Here is an 18,888-nt window from a genome sequence, read left to right on the forward strand (position 1 = left end):
CCCGCGGAGCGGGTCCCATCGCGCTGCGCGCGATGCAAGCGAACGCCCGCGCTGCGCGCGGGCGTTGCCCTCCCGCGGAGCGGGAGGGCAAGCGGGCCGCTGCGCGGCCCGCACAACCTGCCTGCTTCGCAGGCAGGTTGACGCTCCGTCCGCTGCGCTCCCGGAGCGGTGGTGGGCCCAGTCTCCGTAAACGGTCCTCCGCTTCGCTCCGGGCCTTCAGTGCGGGGCCGTTTTACTCCAGGCCGGCGCCCTTCGGGCGAGCAGCAGCGAGGAGGGGGCCGGGCGCTGCTAGGGGCGATCTGTCTGCTGCTCGCGCCGGGCGTGCCACCGGCCCCGTATGTCTGGCTTCCGGTCAGATCTGCTGGACCAGCATCCACACGGCAACTGCGAGGAAGACCACCCCGGTCACTCGCTGCATCGCATAGCCCTTGCCGGTGGGCTCGGCCGCGTCAGGATCCTTCACCCAGCCCCGTTGCAGGCGACTGTTCAACCGCCACAGCAGCTGCGGGCGTATGACCTGGACCAGCCCCATGATCAGGAAGAGGCATAAGACCGGAATGAGGGCAGGGCTGGCATCGCCGCCTCCGGAGGAAGCACGCAGCATCTCGTCGTGATACATGAAATCCGGATGCCCTGACGTCCCATCAGGAAACTAGTCATAGGAAACGAGTCAAGGGAGGGACATCGTTTGCTTCATTCCGGAGTCGAGATAGACTCTGGATTTACACAGTGGCACCCTTGAAGGAAGGGGAGTTGTTCCGGAACGCGTCTACTTCGAAACGAGCAGACGCGGGCGTGCGACCACGATGCTTGGACTCTAGCCGATGGAACGTCATCTACGTGCAGGTTTCCCGCTACCTGTCGGCCCGACACCCCTCACTCGGTCCCCAGGAGAAGGCAGATCACATGGCAGCGCAGAAACTCCGGCCCCACCAGCGAGAAGCCGTGGACGCCGTACTCCAGGCACTGGAATTCCCTGCAAGATCTACAGTGCCCGAGCGGGGACTGCGGACTCAAGTGGTCATGGCGACCGGCTCCGGGAAGACCCTCGTCGCCGTGCGCAGCGCGGAGGAGCTCCAGGCCGGCCGGGTCCTGGTGCTGGTGCCCTCGCTGGATCTGCTGGCCCAGACCGAGGCCGCGTGGCGTGAAGGCGGCCGGACGGGACCGATGATCGGGGTCTCGTCTCTGCGCGGGGAGGAGGCGGGCTTTGCGAACACCACGGACGTGGACGAGCTGGTCGCCTGGGTGCGTCCGTTCGACAAGGTCACCGTCTTCGCCACCTACGCCTCCCTCGGACTGGGCACGCTGGAGCACGCGCACCGGGCCGACCTTCCGGGCTGGGACCTCATCGTCGTCGACGAGGCGCACCGGACCTCGGGACGGATCGGGAAGCCCTGGGCGGTCGTCCACGACAACACCCGCATCCCCTCACTGCGCCGCCTCTACATGACCGCCACGCCCCGGCTGTGGCAGCTGGACGAAGAGCAGGCGCAGCAGGGCGTGCCGGGTGAGCTGGTGGCGTCGATGGACGACGATGCCGGCGGGCCGTTCGGGGCGCGCTGTTACACGCTGACGTTGTCGGAGGCGATCGACCGGGGTATCTGCGCGCCGTACCAGGTCGTGTGCGTCGACGTCACCGACACCGAGCTCCAGGCCGCCCTGCTGCTCGGTGCGGACGGCCGGTCCGAGGCCGTGCGCGGGGCCAGGCTCGCCGCGCTGCAGACCGCGCTGCTCAAGGCGGCAGCCGAAGAAAATCTCCGCCGCACCCTCGTCTTCCACCACATGGTGAAGGAGGCCGAAGCCTTCGCGGCCGGCCTCCCCCACGCCGCCGAGCGGCTCCACGACGACGACCCCGGGCTGTACCCGAAGACGGTCTGGGCCGACTGGCTGTGCGGCGACCACAAGCCATCCCACAGGCGCCGCGTCCTGGGCGAGTTCGCGGACGGCATCGCCACGGACGGCTCCGTCGTGGAGAAGAGCTTCCTCGGGTCGGTGAGGGTGCTGGGCGAGGGCGTCGACACGAAGAACTGCGACTCCGTGTACTTCGCCGACGTCCGCGGATCCATGCCCGACCTCGTCCAGGCCGTCGGCCGCGCACTGCGCATGCAGCCCGGCGAAGGCAAGACCGCCTCCCTCGTCGTACCCGTCCTCCTCGGCCCCGGCGAGACCCCCGACAACATGCTCACCAGCAGGGCATACGGCGGGCTCGCGAAACTGCTCGAGGCACTCCGCGCGCACGACACCCGCATCGTCGAACAACTGGCCCAACCCCAGGCCCCCAGCCGGTCCAGCGGTGTACAGACCCGTACCGGGGGCCAGGACGACGAGGAACTCGAGAGCGACCGAAGCGACCGTGGACTGTCGGCGCCGGCACGGGCACTGCTGAAATTCAGCACCCCCCGCGACCCCGCCGCCCTCGCCGCGTTCATCAACCTGCGCGTCCTCAACCCCGAACACGAACACTGGCGCCGCGGCATCGAAGCCGCCGTCATCTACAACCGGCTCCACGGCGACCTGCGCGTGCCATTCACCTACCGCATGCCCGGCCGCGACGACCAGGAGGCCGAAGCCGACGGGTGGCCGGCCACGCTCGCCAACTTCCCCCTCGGACAGTGGATCGCCGACGCCCGCCGCTTCCACGCACGCGGCACCCTGGACGAAGACCGTGCCGAGCAGCTCGAGAAGCTGGGCATGGTCTGGTCGCACTTCGACGTCGCGTGGCAGGAAGGTCTCGCCGCGGCGCGTGGGTGGGCCGAGGTGAATGGGCACCTGCTCGCGCCACTGGACGCCACCCACCAGGGCTACAAGGTGGGCATCTGGCTGAAGAACGCGCGAGCGGCTGCCCGGAAGGCTGCCGAGATCGAGCAGCGGCGAGCCGAGGGCCTGCCGGTGCAGTCGGCGGCCGGGGCGCTGTCGGACGAGCGGCGCGAGCAGCTGGAGGACATCGACCCGGCGTGGTGCCCGGCCTGGCCCGTGGAATGGCAACGCGCCTTCCACCTCACCCGACAACACCTCAACGAAGGCGGCGCACTTCCGACCAAACCCGGCACCGTCCTGCGCCAGGGCGAAGACCTCGGACGATGGGTGCGCGCCCAACGGATCGGCTTCGACAAGCTGACCGGCGTCCAGCAGTGGCTGCTGGAACAGGTCCTCGGGATCGAGCCGGCTGCCGACGAGGAAAAGCCGCCCCCACGCCGCACCCAAGCCGACAAATGGGCGATGAACTACGCGGCCGCCAAGCAGTTCTACGAGCGGGAAGGACACCTGCGGGTACCGAGAAAGCACATCGAACGGACCGTCGGCGAGGACCAGGAGGAACAGCAGCTCCGGCTCGGGGCATGGATCGGCAACCAACGCAGCCGGGCCGCGACGCTCACCCCGGAGCGGGTGGAGCAGCTGTCCGCCATCGGCATGCGCTGGACATAGCCGTAAAGGACCTGCGTAGGGCCGCGGCCACTGTGGCTGGAGATGCGAAGCAGGAGGTTGCTACCTATAGCGCCGCATTCGCCTTGAAGCGGGCGCATGACTTCTTACTGGCATGAACCTCGCGACCAACATGAATGAAACAAAGAACGCTCATTACATGTGATCGACATCACATCACTGAGAGGCTTATCTGTACCTCAAGGACCCCAGCGACAACTCACGTTGACGCCTGCCACCATCCGTGACCTGGGGTGAAAGCCCGCCATCTCTGCCCATCCCGGAGCCTCGATGGCGGGCCTCACTCCGACGCACCTGAACGCGTCTCGCTAATACCTTGCCGGAATCACTGGTTCCGAAGGTGATATGTGACCGAGGTCACAGTAAAAAATTACTCTACGTAGGTGAATTTTAACACTGCGTCATAAATATGACTATCTGTCTAGCAGTTGCACACTGTCCGTGCTGGACGGATGCACAACTGACCGGAGAAGATGCGTTCAACGTCGTGATGCGCAGCCCATCCCAATGCACCACCTGCCGCGCCGAGCGACGACCGGAGTCGTCGAGGCCCGCCCGGGCCTCACTCCGATGCACCTGAAAAAACGACCTGAAAGGTTAAGCGTCGTGACGCGTCGTCCCCCGAAGGACCAGTCCGCCGTTCCCAAGACCGGTAAGTCTCCGTCGGGTTCCAAGAAGGACCGGCACCAGAAGGACACCCGCGCGCGGAAGGAAGAGCGCCGCGCGGGTGACCGGGCAAAGCCGGTCCAGCCCTCCGCCCCGAAGCAGGCGGTCCCCGACCGACCGGCGATCCAGAAGCCCTCGGGCATCACCGCTCCGGTACCGGCGCTCCCCCAGCCCGCGCCCCAGGACGCGCCGTGGATGCGCTCCCGGCTGTTCGCCCGTCTCGTCGGCGCGGCCATGACCGGCATCTCGCTGGTGCCCGGCACGGAGTCACTCCACCCCGGCCTGCGGTGCGCCGCCGTCGTGATCCTGGTCTTCGACATCCTGTGCGAGACCATCGGTCGGTTCCTGGCCGTGGCGAAGGCCTTCCGCAAAGCGGTCAAGGTCGAGCCCCTCATGGCCCGCGCGGACCACAACGGCGACCTGGCGCTCGATGCCCGGGTGGTGCTGCGCTCGATGCCGTCCCTGCCCAAGCTCCGCATCACCGGGCGGTTCCTCAGCGGCGGGCTGCTCGCCGCCCAGTGGCTGACCGACCTGCAGTCGCTCCAGACAGAACTGCTCGCCGTGGTCCTCTCGGTGCTGCTGTTCGACGGCATCACCCAGATCGGCAGCGAGATCCGCTCGCGCTGGGAACGCTGGCTGAACGACATCAGGTCACGGACCGACACGAACGACGAGGTCTGATGGGCTCCACCACGCACCACGGCCTCCCCCCGCACACCAGCGGGGGGAGGCCGCCCCATGCCGACAGACGGGCTGCCATGGACGAACGAACCGCGATGTTCGAGGACTTCGTCGCCGATACCCACGCGAAGCTGACCCGGATAGCGAAAGTACGGGTGCCGGCCTGGACAGCAGAAGACCTCGTCGCCGAGACCTTCGAGGTCATGTACACCAAGTGGCGCGAGGTCCTCGCCGACCCCACCCCGCCCTTCCGCTACGCCTGCGGCATCCTGCGCAACAAGGTCGTCAACTCATGGCGGCACACCAACCGCGAAGTCCTCCCCAGCAGCGCCGACCTCCTCGACCTCATAGAGCCCCAACTCGAGGAATCCGCCGAACAGACAGCCGTCCGCAACATCCAGATAGACACCCTCACCGCATCCATCAGATCAGCCCTCACCCCACGCGAACAGCAGACATTAGTCCTGCACTACGTCGACAACCTCACCACCGCCGAAATCGCCGACATGCTCGACATCAACCCCGCCACCGTCCGCGCCCAGCTCAAACACAGCCGCCAAAAACTCAAACGCAGCATGAAACACAGCACCACCCTCCACGACGACTAACCCCCAGCCCCGCCCACCACCGCACGGCCGAGGTGAGTGCAGGGGCCGTCGCATCGACGGCACCTGCACTCACCCCGCCACGACGTCAGGCTCTGCTTGCCCCATCTCGCCGAGATGCGCGGTGTCGCCACTGGCGTGCTCTGGGTGAAGCGTTGTTAGGCCCGCGCCCGCCCCACGGCGCTCGAGGTGCCCTGTGAGTGCGTGTCTGAGGGAGTGGCCAAGCGGCCGCAAGCCAGCGGGTGAAACACTACGAAAGAGGGCTGTCTATACCGATTTATGCGATGCAAAAGAATCAAGGACAACGTGTCAAGAATTTCGACCGCTGATCGCTCTGTATAGGTGTAAGTCCTGAACCGGTTCGTCCCTTGACCGGGCTCAGGTGGCTCAGCGTATGAGGAGGTGTGGGGATGGCGGCCATCAGTGCGACACCGGTTCTATGTAGGGCCGCAATAAGAGACTGAGCGCGAGCGTGGCCTGCTGGCCCAATGGGCCAGGCAGCGGTTGAGCGCACCACCTGTGCAGTGGCCGGCAGTACGTGGGCTGTGCGGAAGCTCGGCGTGCGTCAATGGGGAGGGGAAAGGGTGAACGGAACAAGCCAGCTGCGTGATGCATCTGACTGGGAAGAGGTGTTCGAGCAGCATGGGCAGCGGCTGCTCAGGTTGGCGCGAGGAATGCTGTGGCGCGAGGGTGTGCCTGCCTCAGCTCTTGACGCAGAGGACCTTGTGCAGACGGCCTTCTGCAGGGTTGTGAGGTATCCCGCCGAAGTCCTCAACAAGCCTGGGTACCTCTACACGGTAATCAAGCACCTTGTTGTGGGCGCTGCCGAGCAGTACAGGAAGACGCAAAGGCCAGAGGTGCTGGCCAGGTGGCTGGAGCGGGGCTCAGAGCCTGATTTCAGCGATCAGGTCGGCATCCGATTCGATGTACAGGAGGCGTTGGAGAAGCTGCCAGCCCGCCAACGGGAAGCTGTCTGGAACACCAAGGCATTGGGCAAGACGCAGCAGGAAACGGCCGAGCAGATGGGTGTAGCCCCCGGTAGCGTGGCTGCTCACACCAAACGAGCACTGAATCACCTACGGAAGACACTCGCGTTGCGTATGCGATTGTCGGTGATAGGTGTGCTCAGTGCGCTGACTGGCGCGGTTAGTGCCGTACACGGGTGGAGCGCACAGAGCATCGCTTTCGGAGTGATCAGCGTGGCCCTGCTGCTGGGCGTTCTGGGCAGCATGGCCCGGCAGCGGTTCTGGGAATGGGTGTACGACGAGACACCGCAGGACCCGGACTACCGCATGCTGGCCGATGCCATCGACGCTGGTGTGGTGGGCGAAGGGGCGGGGCTGGAGACAGCTGTCCTAACCCTTCTGGGGATCCATGGCGAGCGGCACCAAGACGTGCTTCTTCAGGCAGCAGAGAACGGCCTGGTCAAGCAGGACTCATCCGGTCTGTGGAGCGTGCACACCCGGCTGCACGAACGACGGCTCGAGGCGGAAGCCCAGCGCGCTGTCAGCATGGCCTGAAACGAAAACTACGGGCCGGTCGAAACTCGGCATGGTCTCGAGCGCCGCTGCCTTGTCTTCCCCAAAGCCAAAGCAGCCAGGGACAAACCCGCTGACGCAGTCTCGAAGGAAGGCGTGCGGCGCACACCGGCTTGCGCTCGGGCCACCGCAGCCGACTGTTCCTCGGTATCTGCTGGTCTCCCATCCCGCAGTTCTCAAGCCCCAGACAAGGAGCCGTGGTGCTTGCGGTCACCTCTCCCGCCTGCACCACGGCCTCCGGAGCCACTTCCCTCATCCTCCTGGTCAAGGAGCAGCAACATGATCCGGGACAACCTCCCCGCACCCATCCAGCCGCCCAGCCCCACGCACTCCCCTCAGCAGCCCACTGTCGGCGTCACCGTTCCCACCGCGACACTCCAAGGCGCCGCACAGGGCGCCGCCCGCTCTATCACGGCGCGCATGGTGGACAAGTTCCTCTCCCACCCGCCCGACTGGCTCAAGACCCTGTGGAACATGCTCCCGCATCCTTGGAAGCACTAGCCCACCACAGCCGGACGAGAGCCGCCCCTGCCCGCACGCTGGGATCAAGAGATCGTCCTCAACACGGAGGCGATGACCGTTTCGGGGGCGCCGGGCTCGGCTGGAACTGGTCGAGCAACTGCCGCAGCGCAGTACGGGGGACGAGCCGGTCACCGCGACAGGGGCGTAGCCAGTAGGGGCCGGGCGGCTCGACCGCGGGCATAGCCGGCAGCGCAATATGGTGGGGCCAGCCAAGACATGTCGCGCACCGGTGGGGCACCCACCGCTCGCTGGTTCCCGGTCCCCAGCCGCTCCAGCGGCGTACAGACCCGCACCGGAGACCAGAAGAACGAAGAAGCCGAGAGCGACCGAAGCGACCGTGGACTGTCAGCGCCATCACGAGAACTGCTGAAATTCAGCACACCCCGCGGCCCAGCCGCCCTTGCCGCGTTCATCAACCTGCGCGTCCTCAACCCCGAACACGAACACTGGCGCCGCGGCATCGAAGCCGCCGTCATCTACAACCGGCTCCACGGCGACCTGCGCGTGCCATTCACCTACCGCGTCCCGTCCGGGCAGTGGATCACCGACGCCCGCCGCTTCTACGCCCGCGGCATCCTGGACGAAGAGCGTGTAGAGCAGTTGGAGACGCTCGGGATGATCTGGTCCCACTACGACGTCGCATGGGAGGAAGGCCTGTCGGCGGCACGCGGGTGGGCCGCCGCACACGGCCACCTCCTCGCCCCCACCAACGCCACCCACCAGGGCTACAAGGTCGGCATCTGGCTCAAGAACGCCCGCGCCGCCGCCCGCAAGGCCATCGAGACCGAACAGCGACGCGCCGGGGGACTACCGGTGGCGTCGTCCGCCGGCGCCCTATCTCAGGTGCGGCGCGAGCAACTGGACGAGATCGACCCATCCTGGTGCCCGGCCTGGCCCGTGGAATGGCAACGCACCTTTCACCTCACCCGACAACACCTCGACGACGGCGGCACACTACCCACCTCGCCGGGCGACGTCGTACACCAGGGCGAAGACCTCGGACGATGGGTCCGCACCCAACGCCTGGGCTTCGACAAGCTCACCGCCGTGCAGCAGTGGCTGCTCAAGCAGGTTCTCGGGATTACACCCGCGACCGAAGACGAGCAGCCGCGCTCGCGCCGCACCCAAGCCGGCAAATGGGCGACGAACTACGAGGCCGCCAAGCAGTTCTACGAGCGCGAGGGGCACCTGCGGGTGCCGAGGAAGCACATCGAGACCATCGCCGTCGGCGCGGACCAGGAGGAGCGGGAGCTCCGCCTTGGGGCATGGATCGGGAACCAGCGGAGCAGGGCCTCGACGCTATCCCCAGAGCGGTGGAAACAACTATCCGCCATCGGCATGCGCTGGACGTAGTGGTAGAGACCGGGGCACGACGACGGCCGGCTTGCTCCGTGCCGAACTGTCGAGCCTGGGGCGGCTCTAACTGAGTGCAATGGGCTCGGAGTTGCTGTTGAAGCGTTTGAGTGTCGCTAAGAGCATCAGGTCACCGGCCGCTCCCCCAGTGCCGTAGGCAGGGTTCGGATCCGTAGAAGGCCGTCTATGCCGCCCGTGGCGAAGAGCCTGCTGTCCGGTGAGAACGCTGATGCCGTTACGTGGCCGATGTGGCCGATGTGCGGACTGGGCAGCTCCGTCCAGGTGCTTGTCTCCCAAGTGTTGAAGCTGAAGTCCGGTTCCTCCGGAGCCCCGGAGACCCGGTCACCGCTGATAGCTACGAGAATCCGCCCATCCGAGGAGAACGCCATCTCTGTGACCATGTCACCCGAGCATTCGAGAGGCTCGTGGATCATCTGACGTGTCCGTATATCCCAGAGCTGGACGTCATCACTGCCGGTGGCGAGCACGTCGCCGCTCGGTGCAAGGGCCAGGGCTGTGACGTCCGAGGCATGTCCACGCAGGGGTGCATCAATCCGTGTCTGCTCTTGCGCTTCCCAGAGCTGGGCGGTGCCTCCAGCGTGGCCGGTGATCAGCAGGCCGTCGGTGGAAAGGACTGGGGCGCAGGTGAGGTTGCTGGCGAAGTGTTTTTCCGCCTTGCGAGGGTGGGTGGGGTCGGTGATGTCCCATCGGCGGATCGTGCGCCCCTGGAGGTAGAGGGACTGGCCGTCGGGAATGAAGAGGAGGCTGTCGACGAAGCCAGCGCTATCGAGGGGTTCTGTGATGAGGGTCCGGCTCTCTACGTCCCACAACCGGGCGGTTCCGTCCTCGCTTCCCGTTGCCAGGAGTCGGCCGTCGGGAGAGAAGGCGACGCTCGTCACTCGATCGGTGTGCCCGAACAGTGCCGGTCCTGCCCTGCGCTGTTCGACGGTATCCCACAGCTGCGCTGTTTTGGCGCCGTGCCCAGTGGCCAGGAGAAGGCCGTCCGGGGAGAACGTAACTGCCCAGACCCCGCCGAGGTCGACGGCGGTCGGCGGCATCTGTACGTGCTGGCCCCGCCGTAGCGCAGCCAGCACGACCTGCTCGGACAGGGCGGCATGGTGCTCGATCGGCAGGGAGGCAGGGTCACGGCTGCCTTGTGCGTGGCGCAGCAGAGACAGCCGCTGCCAGCGATCCCGCCACTGGGGTATCTCCGGATGTTGAAGCGAGGCCACCTTGTTGGTGTCGTAGGCCAGCAGGACGCGGACCAGGGTGAGGTAGTAATCGCGGCTGGGCAGGCTGCGGCCCCGCAGGGCCGCGCTGATCCCGGACGGGGACAGTCGCTGGCCCCGCGGGGCTCGGGCCGCGATCTGTTCGTACGTCGGGTCACCGTGCCGTGCCCTGAGCGTGCGCAATTCTGCAGCAGCGAGCTTCAGTTCCCGTCCGAAGTCGCCTCCGGCTGTGCGCACCTCGCCCCCAGTCCTCGTATACGGCGGCAGCTCCACCAGTCCGTCTGCCCAGGTTAGAGAGCATCCTCTGCAGATCACGGAAGAATGCGGAAGTTTGTTGGACGCTAGCTGAAGAAGGGTGCAGGTCCACCCCAGTGCAGCTCCGTATGCCTCTTTTCGCTCTGTGCAGGAGACCGGCCGGGGCTGGGCTCGAATAGTCGCCCAGGAGGTAGCACTGATGACAACCCGCCAGACGCCCAGGGGAACGCACGCACCGATCGCAGCTACGCTGAACACGCCACCCTGGGCCAGGGCCGAAGGCCAGCAGGGACGCTCTCATACAGAGAGCAGCAGGACCGCCGACCGCGAGGCGCGCGCCACCCCCACGCGGACGACACCACCACAGGTGTCCGCCGTCTCTGCTCCTCCGCCTTCCAGGAGAATCCCGATGTCCCGGGACCAGCACTCCCCTGCATTCGCACACCCTGATCCACCCAGCACGTCCGGATCAGTTCCCGCCGCGAGGCCGGCGCTCTTGTCGGGCCTGTTCTCGTATAGCTACGGCCAGGTGGCGAGTAACGCTGGGTCATGTTCCGGGCTGTCGTTTCCCCTCGCCGGCCGTCTCGTTGAGCTGAATGGGTGATCTCGACGAGAGGGCGGGGCGGTTGCGGCAGGACTGGGAGCCGGAGGATCTGATCGAGGTCTGGACGCTGCTCGAAGACGACATGAAAAAGGTGCGGAACAAGTCGGGGGCGACTCGGCTTGGGTTCGCGCTGCTGCTGAAGTTCTTCGAGGTGGAGGCCCGGTTCCCGGAGGCGGCCAGGGAGGTTCCGGCCGCCGCGGTGGAGTACCTGGCTCAGCAGGTGAAGGTGCCGGCGGAGGCGTGGGCGGCGTACGACTGGCAGGGTGACCGGATCAAGCGTCATCGCAAGGAGATCCGGGCGGCGTACGGGTTCCGGGCGATCACCGAGGAGGACCAGGAGCGGTTGGCCGGGTGGCTGGCCGCCGAGTTGTGCCCGGTGGAGCTTTCGCGCGACCGGCTCGCTGCGGCGGTGGTGGCCCGGTGCCGCAACGACCACGTCGAGCCGCCGGCACCGGGGCAAGTTCGGCGGTTGGTCGGCAAGGCGGTCAAGGACTTCGAGGCGCAGTTCTGCCGCGGCACGCTGGACCGGCTCAGTCACGCGACCCGCTCTCGCCTGGAGGATCTGATCGTGGGCGACACACACGAGGAGGCCGATGGCGACGGCTCTGTGGCTGGTGGCGGCCGGTCGCACTTCGCCGAGTTGAAGACCGACCCCGGTGCCCCGGCTCTGGAGAGTCTGCTGGCCGAGGTGAACAAGCTGGAGCGGGTGCGGCGCCTGGAGTTGCCCGCGGATCTGTTCGCGGACGTGTCGGAGAAGTTGGTGGACGCCTGGCGGGCGCGGGCCTCGAAGGAGTACCCGGCGAACCTGGAGCGGATGAAGCCGCCGCGGCGGCTGACGTTGCTGGCCACGCTGTGCCATGTCCGGCAGACGGAGATCACCGATTCGCTGGTGGACCTGTTCATCCAGCTCGTACTAAAGATCAACACCCGTGCGGAACGGAAGGTCGACAAGGAGCTGAACGCGGAGCTGAAGAAGGTCCGCGGTAAAGAGGGCATGCTGCTGCGGGTCGCGGAGGCGGCGCTGTCGGAGCCGTCCGGCACGGTGCGGCGGGTGATCTTCCCGGTGGTCGGCGGGGAGAAGACGCTCAAGGTTCTCGCGGCGGAGGCCGCGGCGAACGAGGCCCGCTACAAGGCCAGGGTCCGCACGGTGCTGCGGTCGTCCTACTCAGCGCACTGGCGACGGATGCTCGCGCCACTGCTGAAGGCGCTGGCGCTGAAGTGCAACAACACCGCGTACCGGCCGGTGATGGACGCGATCGACCTGCTGGGGCGGTACCTGGAGCAGCCGCTGAAGGAGGGCGCGTTCTTCGATCCGGCGGAGACGGTGCCGCTTCAGGGGGTGGTTCCCGATCAGTGGCGGGCGGCGGTGGTGGACGACAAGGGCCGTGTCGAACGGATCCCGTACGAGCTGTGTGTTCTGGTGGCGCTGCGGGACGCGCTGCGCAGGCGGGAGATCTGGGTCGTGGGGGCGAACCGGTGGCGCAACCCGGAGGACGACCTGCCCACCGACTTCGAGGACAACCGTGACGTGCACTACGCGGCCCTGGGCCAGCCGCAGGATGCGGGCGAGTTCATTACCGCGCTCCAGCGCAAGCTCCGCACGTCACTGGACCGGTTCGAGCAGGCCCTCGCGGAAGGCACCACGGGTGGGGTTGCGATCGTCAAGAAGCGTGGTGAGCCGTGGATCAGGGTCTCGCCACGCGGCAAGCAGGAGGAGCCGGAGTCCCTGGTCGCCATCAAGGGCGAGATCGAGCGACGCTGGGGCACCATCGATCTGCTGGACATCCTGAAGTACGCAGAGTTCGACACCGACTTCATCGCCGAGTTCACCTCGGTGGCCACCCGCGAGAACCTGTCCAAGGACGTGCTGCGGCGCCGCCTGCTGCTGGTGCTGTTCGGGCTGGGCACCAACATGGGCATCAAGCGGGTCGCAGTGACCGGCAAGCACGGCGAGTCCGAGGCGACGCTGCGCCGAGTGCGGCACCTGTTCGTCAACCGGGCCAACATGCGCGCTGCCCTGCGGAAGCTGGTGAACGCCACCTTCGCCGCCCGCGACGAGATGTGGTGGGGCACCGGCACCGCCTGCGCCTCCGACAGCCGCAAGTTCGGCTCCTGGTCCTCGAACCTGATGACCGAGTGGCACCAGCGCTACCGGGGCCCCGGAGTGATGATCTACTGGCACGTCGAGCGGAAGTCGGTGTGCATCTACTCCCAGCTCACGTCCTGTTCGGCCTCCGAGGTCGCCTCGATGATCGAGGGCGTGCTGCGGCACTGCACCGACATGGAGGTGGACCGGCAGTACACCGACACCCACGGCGCGTCCATCGTCGGCTTCGCCTTCGCCCACATGCTCGACTTCAAGCTGATGCCCAGGCTGAAGAACATCGGCTCCGCGAAGCTGTACCGCCCGGCGGCCGGGGAGGACGACAACTGGCCCCACCTGGCGCCGGTGCTGTCCACCAAGACGATCAACTGGGACTTGATCCGCCAGCAGTACGACCAGATCGTGAAGTACACCACCGCCTTGCGCCTGGGCACCGCCGAAGCCGAGCAGGTCCTGCGCCGCTTCACCCGCGGCGGCCCCAAGCACCCCACCTACCAGGCGATCGAGGAGATGGGCCGGGCGGTGCGTACATCGTTCGTCTGCGACTACCTCGCCGACGTCGAGCTGCGGCAGGAGATCCACGAGGGCTTGCAGGTCGTGGAGAACTGGAACTCCGCGAACAAGGACCTCTTCTACGGCAAGGACGGCGACCTGGCCGGGCAGGACAAGGAGTCCCAGGAGGTGTCCATGCTCGCGCTCCACCTACTCCAGTCCGCCCTGGTCTACGTCAACACGCTGCTGATGCAGCAGGTCCTCGCCGACCCGAAGTGGGCCGATACTCTCACCGACGCGGACCGGCGGGCGCTCTCCCCGCTGTTCTGGACCCACGTGAATCCCTACGGCCGGTTCGAACTGGACATGAACAGACGCCTCGACCTGGACCTGACCGCCCGGGAGGCCGTGCCCGGGCCGCGCACCCCCGAGGGCAGACCGGTTGCGGCCTCGGGGTGAGGAGGTGGGGCCCCGATCTCCCGACGAGCTCAGTCACCACTGCTCGGTCAGTGGGTAAGAGCCACGCTGGTCTCAGCCCCAGGTCTGGCCGGCCGGTTCCTTGATGGTGCGGTTGATCCGGTTGAAGAAGTTGGTCAGCGCGATCTCCAGGTTGATCGCGCCGATCTGTTCCTCGGTGAAATGGGCGTTGACCTCTTCCCAGATCTCGTCGGTGACGCCCTCCGCACCGTCCTGCAGCCGGGTGGCGGCCTCGGCCAGCGCCAGTGCCGCGCGCTCCGCATCGGTGTAGAACGGCGCCTCGCGCCACGCCACCACATTGTGCAGCCGCTCATCGGTCTCACCGGCCTTCTTCCCTCCGGTGACACTGGCGTAGACGCACGCCGAGCAGCCGTTGATCTGGCTCGCTCGCAGATGGACCAGCGTCAGCAGCTTCGGGTCGACGCCTCCGGCGGCGATCGCCTTGTGGAGGTGACTGATCGCAGTCCACAGGTCGGGGTTGTTCGTGTTCTTGTTCTTGAGCCGGTTCTCCATGCGAGAGTGCTCTCCTTGATCGGGGTTACGTTCCCGGGCTTGTGCCCGTCACCCCTATGACGGAGCAGCTTTGAGAGAGGTAACAACATGTCCGGCACCCATCCCACGGATCCGATCGTCGGCGCCTTCGAGGCCCATCGCGACCGGCTCCGAGGCGTCGCCTACCGCGTGCTCGGATCACACGCCGATGCGGAAGACGTGGTCCAGGAGGCATGGCTGCGTCTCTCCCGCCAGGACACCGGCACCATCGACAACCTCGGCGGCTGGCTGACCACCGTGGTCGGCCGCATCAGCCTTGATGTCCTCCGGTCGGGCCGGACCCGCCCGGAGGTCTCCTTGGACGACCAGCTGTCCGAAGTCACCGTGACGCTGGATGACGCGCCCGCTCCGGAAGACCTCGTGGCGCTCGGGGACTCCGTGGGCCTCGCGCTCCTGACGGTCCTCGACTCGCTGCGTCCGGACGAGCGGCTGGCGTTCGTACTGCACGACGTGTTCGCCGTGCCTCACGGGGAGATAGGCACGATTCTCGGCAAGTCCACCGACGCGACCAAGATGCTCACCAGCCGCGCCCGCCGGAAGGTGCAGAACGCCCAGCAGCCGACGAGCACCGGACGGCAGCGACGCAAGGTGGTCCAAGCCTTCCTGGCCGCGGCCGGCGACGGGCAGTTCGAGCAGCTGCTGGAGGTTCTTCACCCCGAGGTGAAGTTCACCGTCCACACGCCGAACGGCACGTTCGTCACGCTCGGAGCCACCGAAGTCGCCACCCGCGCAAGAGTGGCCGCCGGCGCGGCACGGGGGCATGCGGCCACCGTCAACGGTCTCCCCGGCGTCATCTCCTGGAGTGAAGACGGCACCCCGCTCTCCCTCCTCGCCTTCACTGTCGCCGCCGGTCGTATCACCGAGATCACCGCCGTGACCGACCCGGCCAAACTCGCGCTCATGGACCTGCCGGACCCGGTGTGACTCCCTGCCGGCGACGGCCGCTCGGTCCATGCCGGATCCCGCCGAGACGGTGGGTGTAGCCACCTGGTCGGCCGAGAGTGCGGGGCCTGGGATGAGCGCCCGCACCGATCGGCAAGGCATCTTGCAGTACAACGAGCGCCCGACCCCGGTGCCGGGCGGTCAGCCCCCCTCCACGGTTCCGCCCGCCGTGTCGGCAAACGAAGGCACCCTCAAGTGATCAACGCACCACCCACAGATGATCATGTGACCGTGGAGGCACAGGTGCGTGACTACGGGTTTTCACCAGCTCAACAGGATGAGATCTGGAGACGCTGGCGCGAAGAGCAGTCGTTCAGCTTGATCGGGCGAGCACTCGGGGCTCCGATGCAGCACGCCCGCCGTTTCCTGTACCAGAGCGGCGGTGTCCGCCTCACCTCGCAGACGCGGTCAGACCGGCATCTGAGCGGCAGTGAGCGTGAGGAGATATCCCGCGGTATCGCCGCCGGGGAATCGGCCCGGTAGCTTGCCAAGCGGCTGGGCCGATCTCCTTCGACCGTCTCCCGCGAGATCGCCGCAACGGCGGCCGGGACCGCTACCGAGCTGCCCCGGCCGATGCAGCCGCCTACAAGCGGGGACGCCGGCCCAAGCGGGCAAAGCTCGCCCAACGGCCTGCTCCTCGCGCCCTGGTGGAAGCCAAGCTGGCTCTGTGCTGGTCACCCGAGCAGATCGCGGGATGGCTGCGACGGCAGTTTCCTGGTGACCGGCCTCGGGGAACATCGGTACAGCGGTTAACGCTAAGCCGGTGATCTTGTTCAGGCCGGAGTTCCGAGGCCGGTGACGCGGTTTTCGTACTCGCGGCGGGCCTTGCGGGGGGGATCGCCGAGGTAAGCCCAAAAGGGGCCACGGGATGATCTTGAAGGCTGCGGATCACGTGGTGGCGTGTGTGCCGGGAGTATCCGCCGTCCTACAGGGCGGTTGGAGGAGATGCGCGCATCTCCTCCAACCGCCCCAGAGTCGTTTTTGGTCGGTGGCTGGCGGTGCGGGTGGCCTCAGGCCGACGCAAGCTGGTGTCGTGGACCGAGACGACCCCATGATCGGAAAGCCCGATCCGGAGGAGTGCCCCGGGTCGTGCACCGCCCGCGATCACGGGCACTGCTGGGGCTGTGGGGCACGTACCTGTGACCCCAATCCTCCCTATGGCCTGTGCGCCCAGTGCCTGCGCCAGGAAAGTCAGCGCCAAGAGTAACGGCTCGGGAGAAAATGCCGACGCGGATGCAGGCTGCGACGCTCATCGTCATCCAGGGACCGCTCCAGTCGATCGGCTATGTCATTCGAAGTTGCTACTGGCATATGCATCTCCATAATCGTGCAGGTAGGTAGCGTTGAGGCCACGAATGGGTGAATGGGGGAACCCCCTGCACGGGCTGAACGTCTTCCTGTCTGAGGGGGCGGTGAGCTACCCTCGATGCCCTCGCCGACGGGCGAGTTCGGTCACCCCCAAACTCTGGGGGCGTTTGGATCCAACTGTTGTCGAATGCAAGGAGGAGAGTCATGAGAGACCCCCCTGGCCTGGGCCCCCCATCAGGGCAAACGCTTTAGTTCCCACGAATTGATGTGGGAGGTGTTGCCTACCCGGCGATCAAAATATCCGGCCTGTCGGCTGGCAATTCCTGAATTAAGGCGACTGTGGCCGCAGTCGCCAGAGATTGAAGAAAAGGTGATTCACATGCACATTCACTGGACTCGAAGGAGAAAACGCCATGAGCACCAACGATACCGAACGTAGAATTTCTGCTCTACTTGCTGTCGTTGCCGTTATCGCATTGTCTATTGCTGGAGCTGCCGTTCAGGTGGCGATTTGTATTGCAGCTAAGGATAGCTGGTCGGACACGGTCCACTCTGCGGCAGTTGCAATGGGTTCAATTCTGGCATTCTTTGTTGCCACTGTCGGGCTGTACGAATTCTTCAGAAGGCGCTAGCAGCTAACTTTTACTACGACAGCGAGGCGTAGCCGCCTCGAAGTGGGAGCCCCGAGGCGGACGCGCCTCGGGGCTCCTGCGCGTAGAGGGATCAGCCGCCCGACGGAGGCGGTCTCGGTGATGCTGATCTTCAGGCCCCGGACGAACTTCTCGCCGCTGGCGGTACCCCGGACGGCGAAGTCGGGGTCCTCCTTGACGGTCGCGAGACCGTACATGGTGTCCAGGCCGATGGTGTCCGCCTTCTTCCCGAAGTCGTAATCGATCAGCATGCGGGTGGCGATGCCGTTGATGTTCTGCGTGGAGCCGTTGACGGCACCCATCGGGATCGCCGGGCACGCGGAGACCAGGAGCATCGCGCTCTGGTGGAAGAGGTACATCTCCAGGCCGAAGGAGTTGTGGATCCCGATGTCGAAGCCGTAGATCCGGCTGACCACGGCCCGGCGCAGGGCGTTGGTGTCGCCGGAATAGTCGACGGCCACGAACTCAGGGTCCTTGAGAAGGATCGCTTCGACCGAGCGCGCTGACGCGGTTCTCGTACTCGCGGCGGGCCTTGCGCTGGGCGGGGATCGCCCCGACCCCGTCGAGGACCTGGCAGCGGACGAGGAGTTGGCGGTGGACAGCGGGCACGGCGGTGACGCGGAGGGTGTAGCCCGTGCCGCGTCGTACGGCGTGGCCGTTGTCGAGCGCGGCCTGCTCGGCGTCGTCCAGCTCGGTGGTGCGGAGGAAGTCGGCGACCTTGCCGGGCATGTCGAGGGTGAGGAGCAGTTCCGGGGCCGGGGCAACTTCGTCGGCGACGTGCTCCGGCAGGAGGTCGGCGACGGCGGTGCGCACGGCGCCGCGGCTGACGCTGTGCTCGCGAGCCAGGGCGGCGATGGACTGGCCCTCCAGGTATGCGGTGCGCACGTCGGCGACCGTCTCGCCCGCGAGGGCGGGGCGTCGCCCGCCCTTGTTGCCCTTGGCCTCGGCGGCCCGTAGCCCGTCGTATGTCAGTTCTCGTTGGAGGTCACGCTGGAGTTCGCCGGCGGCGGCGAGGGTCTGCACCATGAACTTCACCGTGGACAGCAGTTCCCCGGTGCGCGGGTGGCGGGCGGTGAGGTCCATGCCGGAGAACGCGCCGTCGTGGATGCGCAGCGCGAGACGGTCGCGGTGCAGGACGTCGAGCACGTCGAGGATGTGACCGGTGCCACGCACCAGGCGGAACATCTCGGAGATGTGCACGGTGTCGCCCGGCCGCGCGTAGGTGAGCAGCTCGCCGAACTTCGGGCGCTCAAGCGGGTGGAGGCGGCTGGAGGTGCCGGCCTCCTCCTCGAAGACGACCGGGTCCTCGATCCTGGCCTCGGCCAGGACGAGGTTCTGACGGTCGGTCGACTGCTGGTCGGTCGACACTCGCTTGTATACGAGATTGGCCACGCTGTCCCTCGCTTCTGCCGCCCCATCGGACCCGGGATGTCATCTAACCCTGTCGTCAACCGCCATCGGATCTC

General features: G+C 66.6%; 14 protein-coding genes. 9 read left to right on the forward strand and 5 right to left on the reverse strand.

All coding sequences use genetic code 11. The features are described 5' to 3' along the window. Positions 1-352 precede the first annotated feature (352 nt). Positions 353-619, reverse strand: coding sequence for a DUF6199 family natural product biosynthesis protein (locus ACFY01_RS43855; RefSeq protein WP_390741379.1), 267 nt, complete (start codon positions 617-619; stop codon positions 353-355). A gap of 287 nt (positions 620-906) precedes the next feature. On the opposite strand from ACFY01_RS43855, the gene ACFY01_RS43860 reads away from it, so the two are divergent. From ACFY01_RS43860 to ACFY01_RS43885, 6 genes are all read left to right on the forward strand, one after another. Further along, positions 907-3,426 (forward strand): Helicase associated domain protein, encoded by a 2,520-nt coding sequence (locus tag ACFY01_RS43860; protein WP_390741380.1) that lies wholly within the window; start codon positions 907-909, stop codon positions 3,424-3,426. 624 nt (positions 3,427-4,050) lie between these two features. After that, positions 4,051-4,791, forward strand: coding sequence for a hypothetical protein (locus ACFY01_RS43865; protein ID WP_390741381.1), 741 nt, complete (start codon positions 4,051-4,053; stop codon positions 4,789-4,791). Positions 4,792-4,868: 77 nt separating this feature from the next. Further along, positions 4,869-5,399 carry an RNA polymerase sigma factor gene (locus ACFY01_RS43870; RefSeq protein WP_390741382.1) on the forward strand — a complete coding sequence of 177 codons (531 nt, stop codon included), beginning with the start codon at positions 4,869-4,871 and terminating at the stop codon, positions 5,397-5,399. 581 nt (positions 5,400-5,980) lie between these two features. Continuing rightward, positions 5,981-6,916, forward strand: a complete 936-nt coding sequence (locus tag ACFY01_RS43875; protein ID WP_390741383.1) for an RNA polymerase sigma factor — start codon at positions 5,981-5,983, stop codon at positions 6,914-6,916. Between the two features lie 297 nt (positions 6,917-7,213). After that, a complete protein-coding gene (locus ACFY01_RS43880; protein WP_390741384.1) occupies positions 7,214-7,435 on the forward strand; it encodes a hypothetical protein in 222 nt (73 codons plus the stop codon). A 237-nt stretch (positions 7,436-7,672) separates the two neighbouring features. Further along, positions 7,673-8,809 carry a helicase associated domain-containing protein gene (locus tag ACFY01_RS43885; RefSeq protein WP_390741385.1) on the forward strand — a complete coding sequence of 379 codons (1,137 nt, stop codon included), beginning with the start codon at positions 7,673-7,675 and terminating at the stop codon, positions 8,807-8,809. Positions 8,810-8,934: 125 nt separating this feature from the next. Here the strand turns inward: ACFY01_RS43885 and ACFY01_RS43890 are convergent, their stop codons facing one another. Continuing rightward, complete coding sequence (locus ACFY01_RS43890; RefSeq protein WP_390741386.1) at positions 8,935-10,275, reverse strand: WD40 repeat domain-containing protein; 1,341 nt, start codon at positions 10,273-10,275, stop codon at positions 8,935-8,937. A 614-nt stretch (positions 10,276-10,889) separates the two neighbouring features. Here ACFY01_RS43890 and ACFY01_RS43895 point away from each other — a divergent pair. Then, a complete protein-coding gene (locus ACFY01_RS43895; protein WP_390741387.1) occupies positions 10,890-13,952 on the forward strand; it encodes a Tn3 family transposase in 3,063 nt (1,020 codons plus the stop codon). A gap of 72 nt (positions 13,953-14,024) precedes the next feature. On the opposite strand, the gene ACFY01_RS43900 is transcribed toward ACFY01_RS43895, so the two are convergent. Then, positions 14,025-14,483, reverse strand: coding sequence for a carboxymuconolactone decarboxylase family protein (locus ACFY01_RS43900; RefSeq protein ID WP_345048515.1), 459 nt, complete (start codon positions 14,481-14,483; stop codon positions 14,025-14,027). An 87-nt stretch (positions 14,484-14,570) separates the two neighbouring features. Here ACFY01_RS43900 and ACFY01_RS43905 point away from each other — a divergent pair, with 87 nt between their 5' ends. Both ACFY01_RS43905 and ACFY01_RS43910 read left to right on the forward strand, forming a co-directional pair. Continuing rightward, entirely contained in the window at positions 14,571-15,446 is an 876-nt protein-coding gene (locus ACFY01_RS43905) for a sigma-70 family RNA polymerase sigma factor (RefSeq protein ID WP_390741388.1), read from the forward strand. Positions 15,447-17,185: 1,739 nt separating this feature from the next. Continuing rightward, a complete protein-coding gene (locus ACFY01_RS43910; protein WP_390741389.1) occupies positions 17,186-17,404 on the forward strand; it encodes a hypothetical protein in 219 nt (72 codons plus the stop codon). Here the strand turns inward: ACFY01_RS43910 and ACFY01_RS43915 are convergent. Further along, positions 17,401-17,883 carry a hypothetical protein gene (locus ACFY01_RS43915; protein ID WP_390741390.1) on the reverse strand — a complete coding sequence of 161 codons (483 nt, stop codon included), beginning with the start codon at positions 17,881-17,883 and terminating at the stop codon, positions 17,401-17,403. The genes ACFY01_RS43910 and ACFY01_RS43915 overlap by 4 nt on opposite strands. Positions 17,884-17,887: 4 nt before the next feature. Beyond that, on the reverse strand, positions 17,888-18,814 hold the full coding sequence (locus ACFY01_RS43920; RefSeq protein ID WP_390741391.1) for a recombinase family protein: 927 nt from the start codon (positions 18,812-18,814) through the stop codon (positions 17,888-17,890). Positions 18,815-18,888 lie beyond the last annotated feature (74 nt).

The sequence above is a fragment of the Streptomyces sp. NPDC001480 genome (assembly GCF_042894725.1).
Classification (GTDB): domain Bacteria; phylum Actinomycetota; class Actinomycetes; order Streptomycetales; family Streptomycetaceae; genus Streptomyces.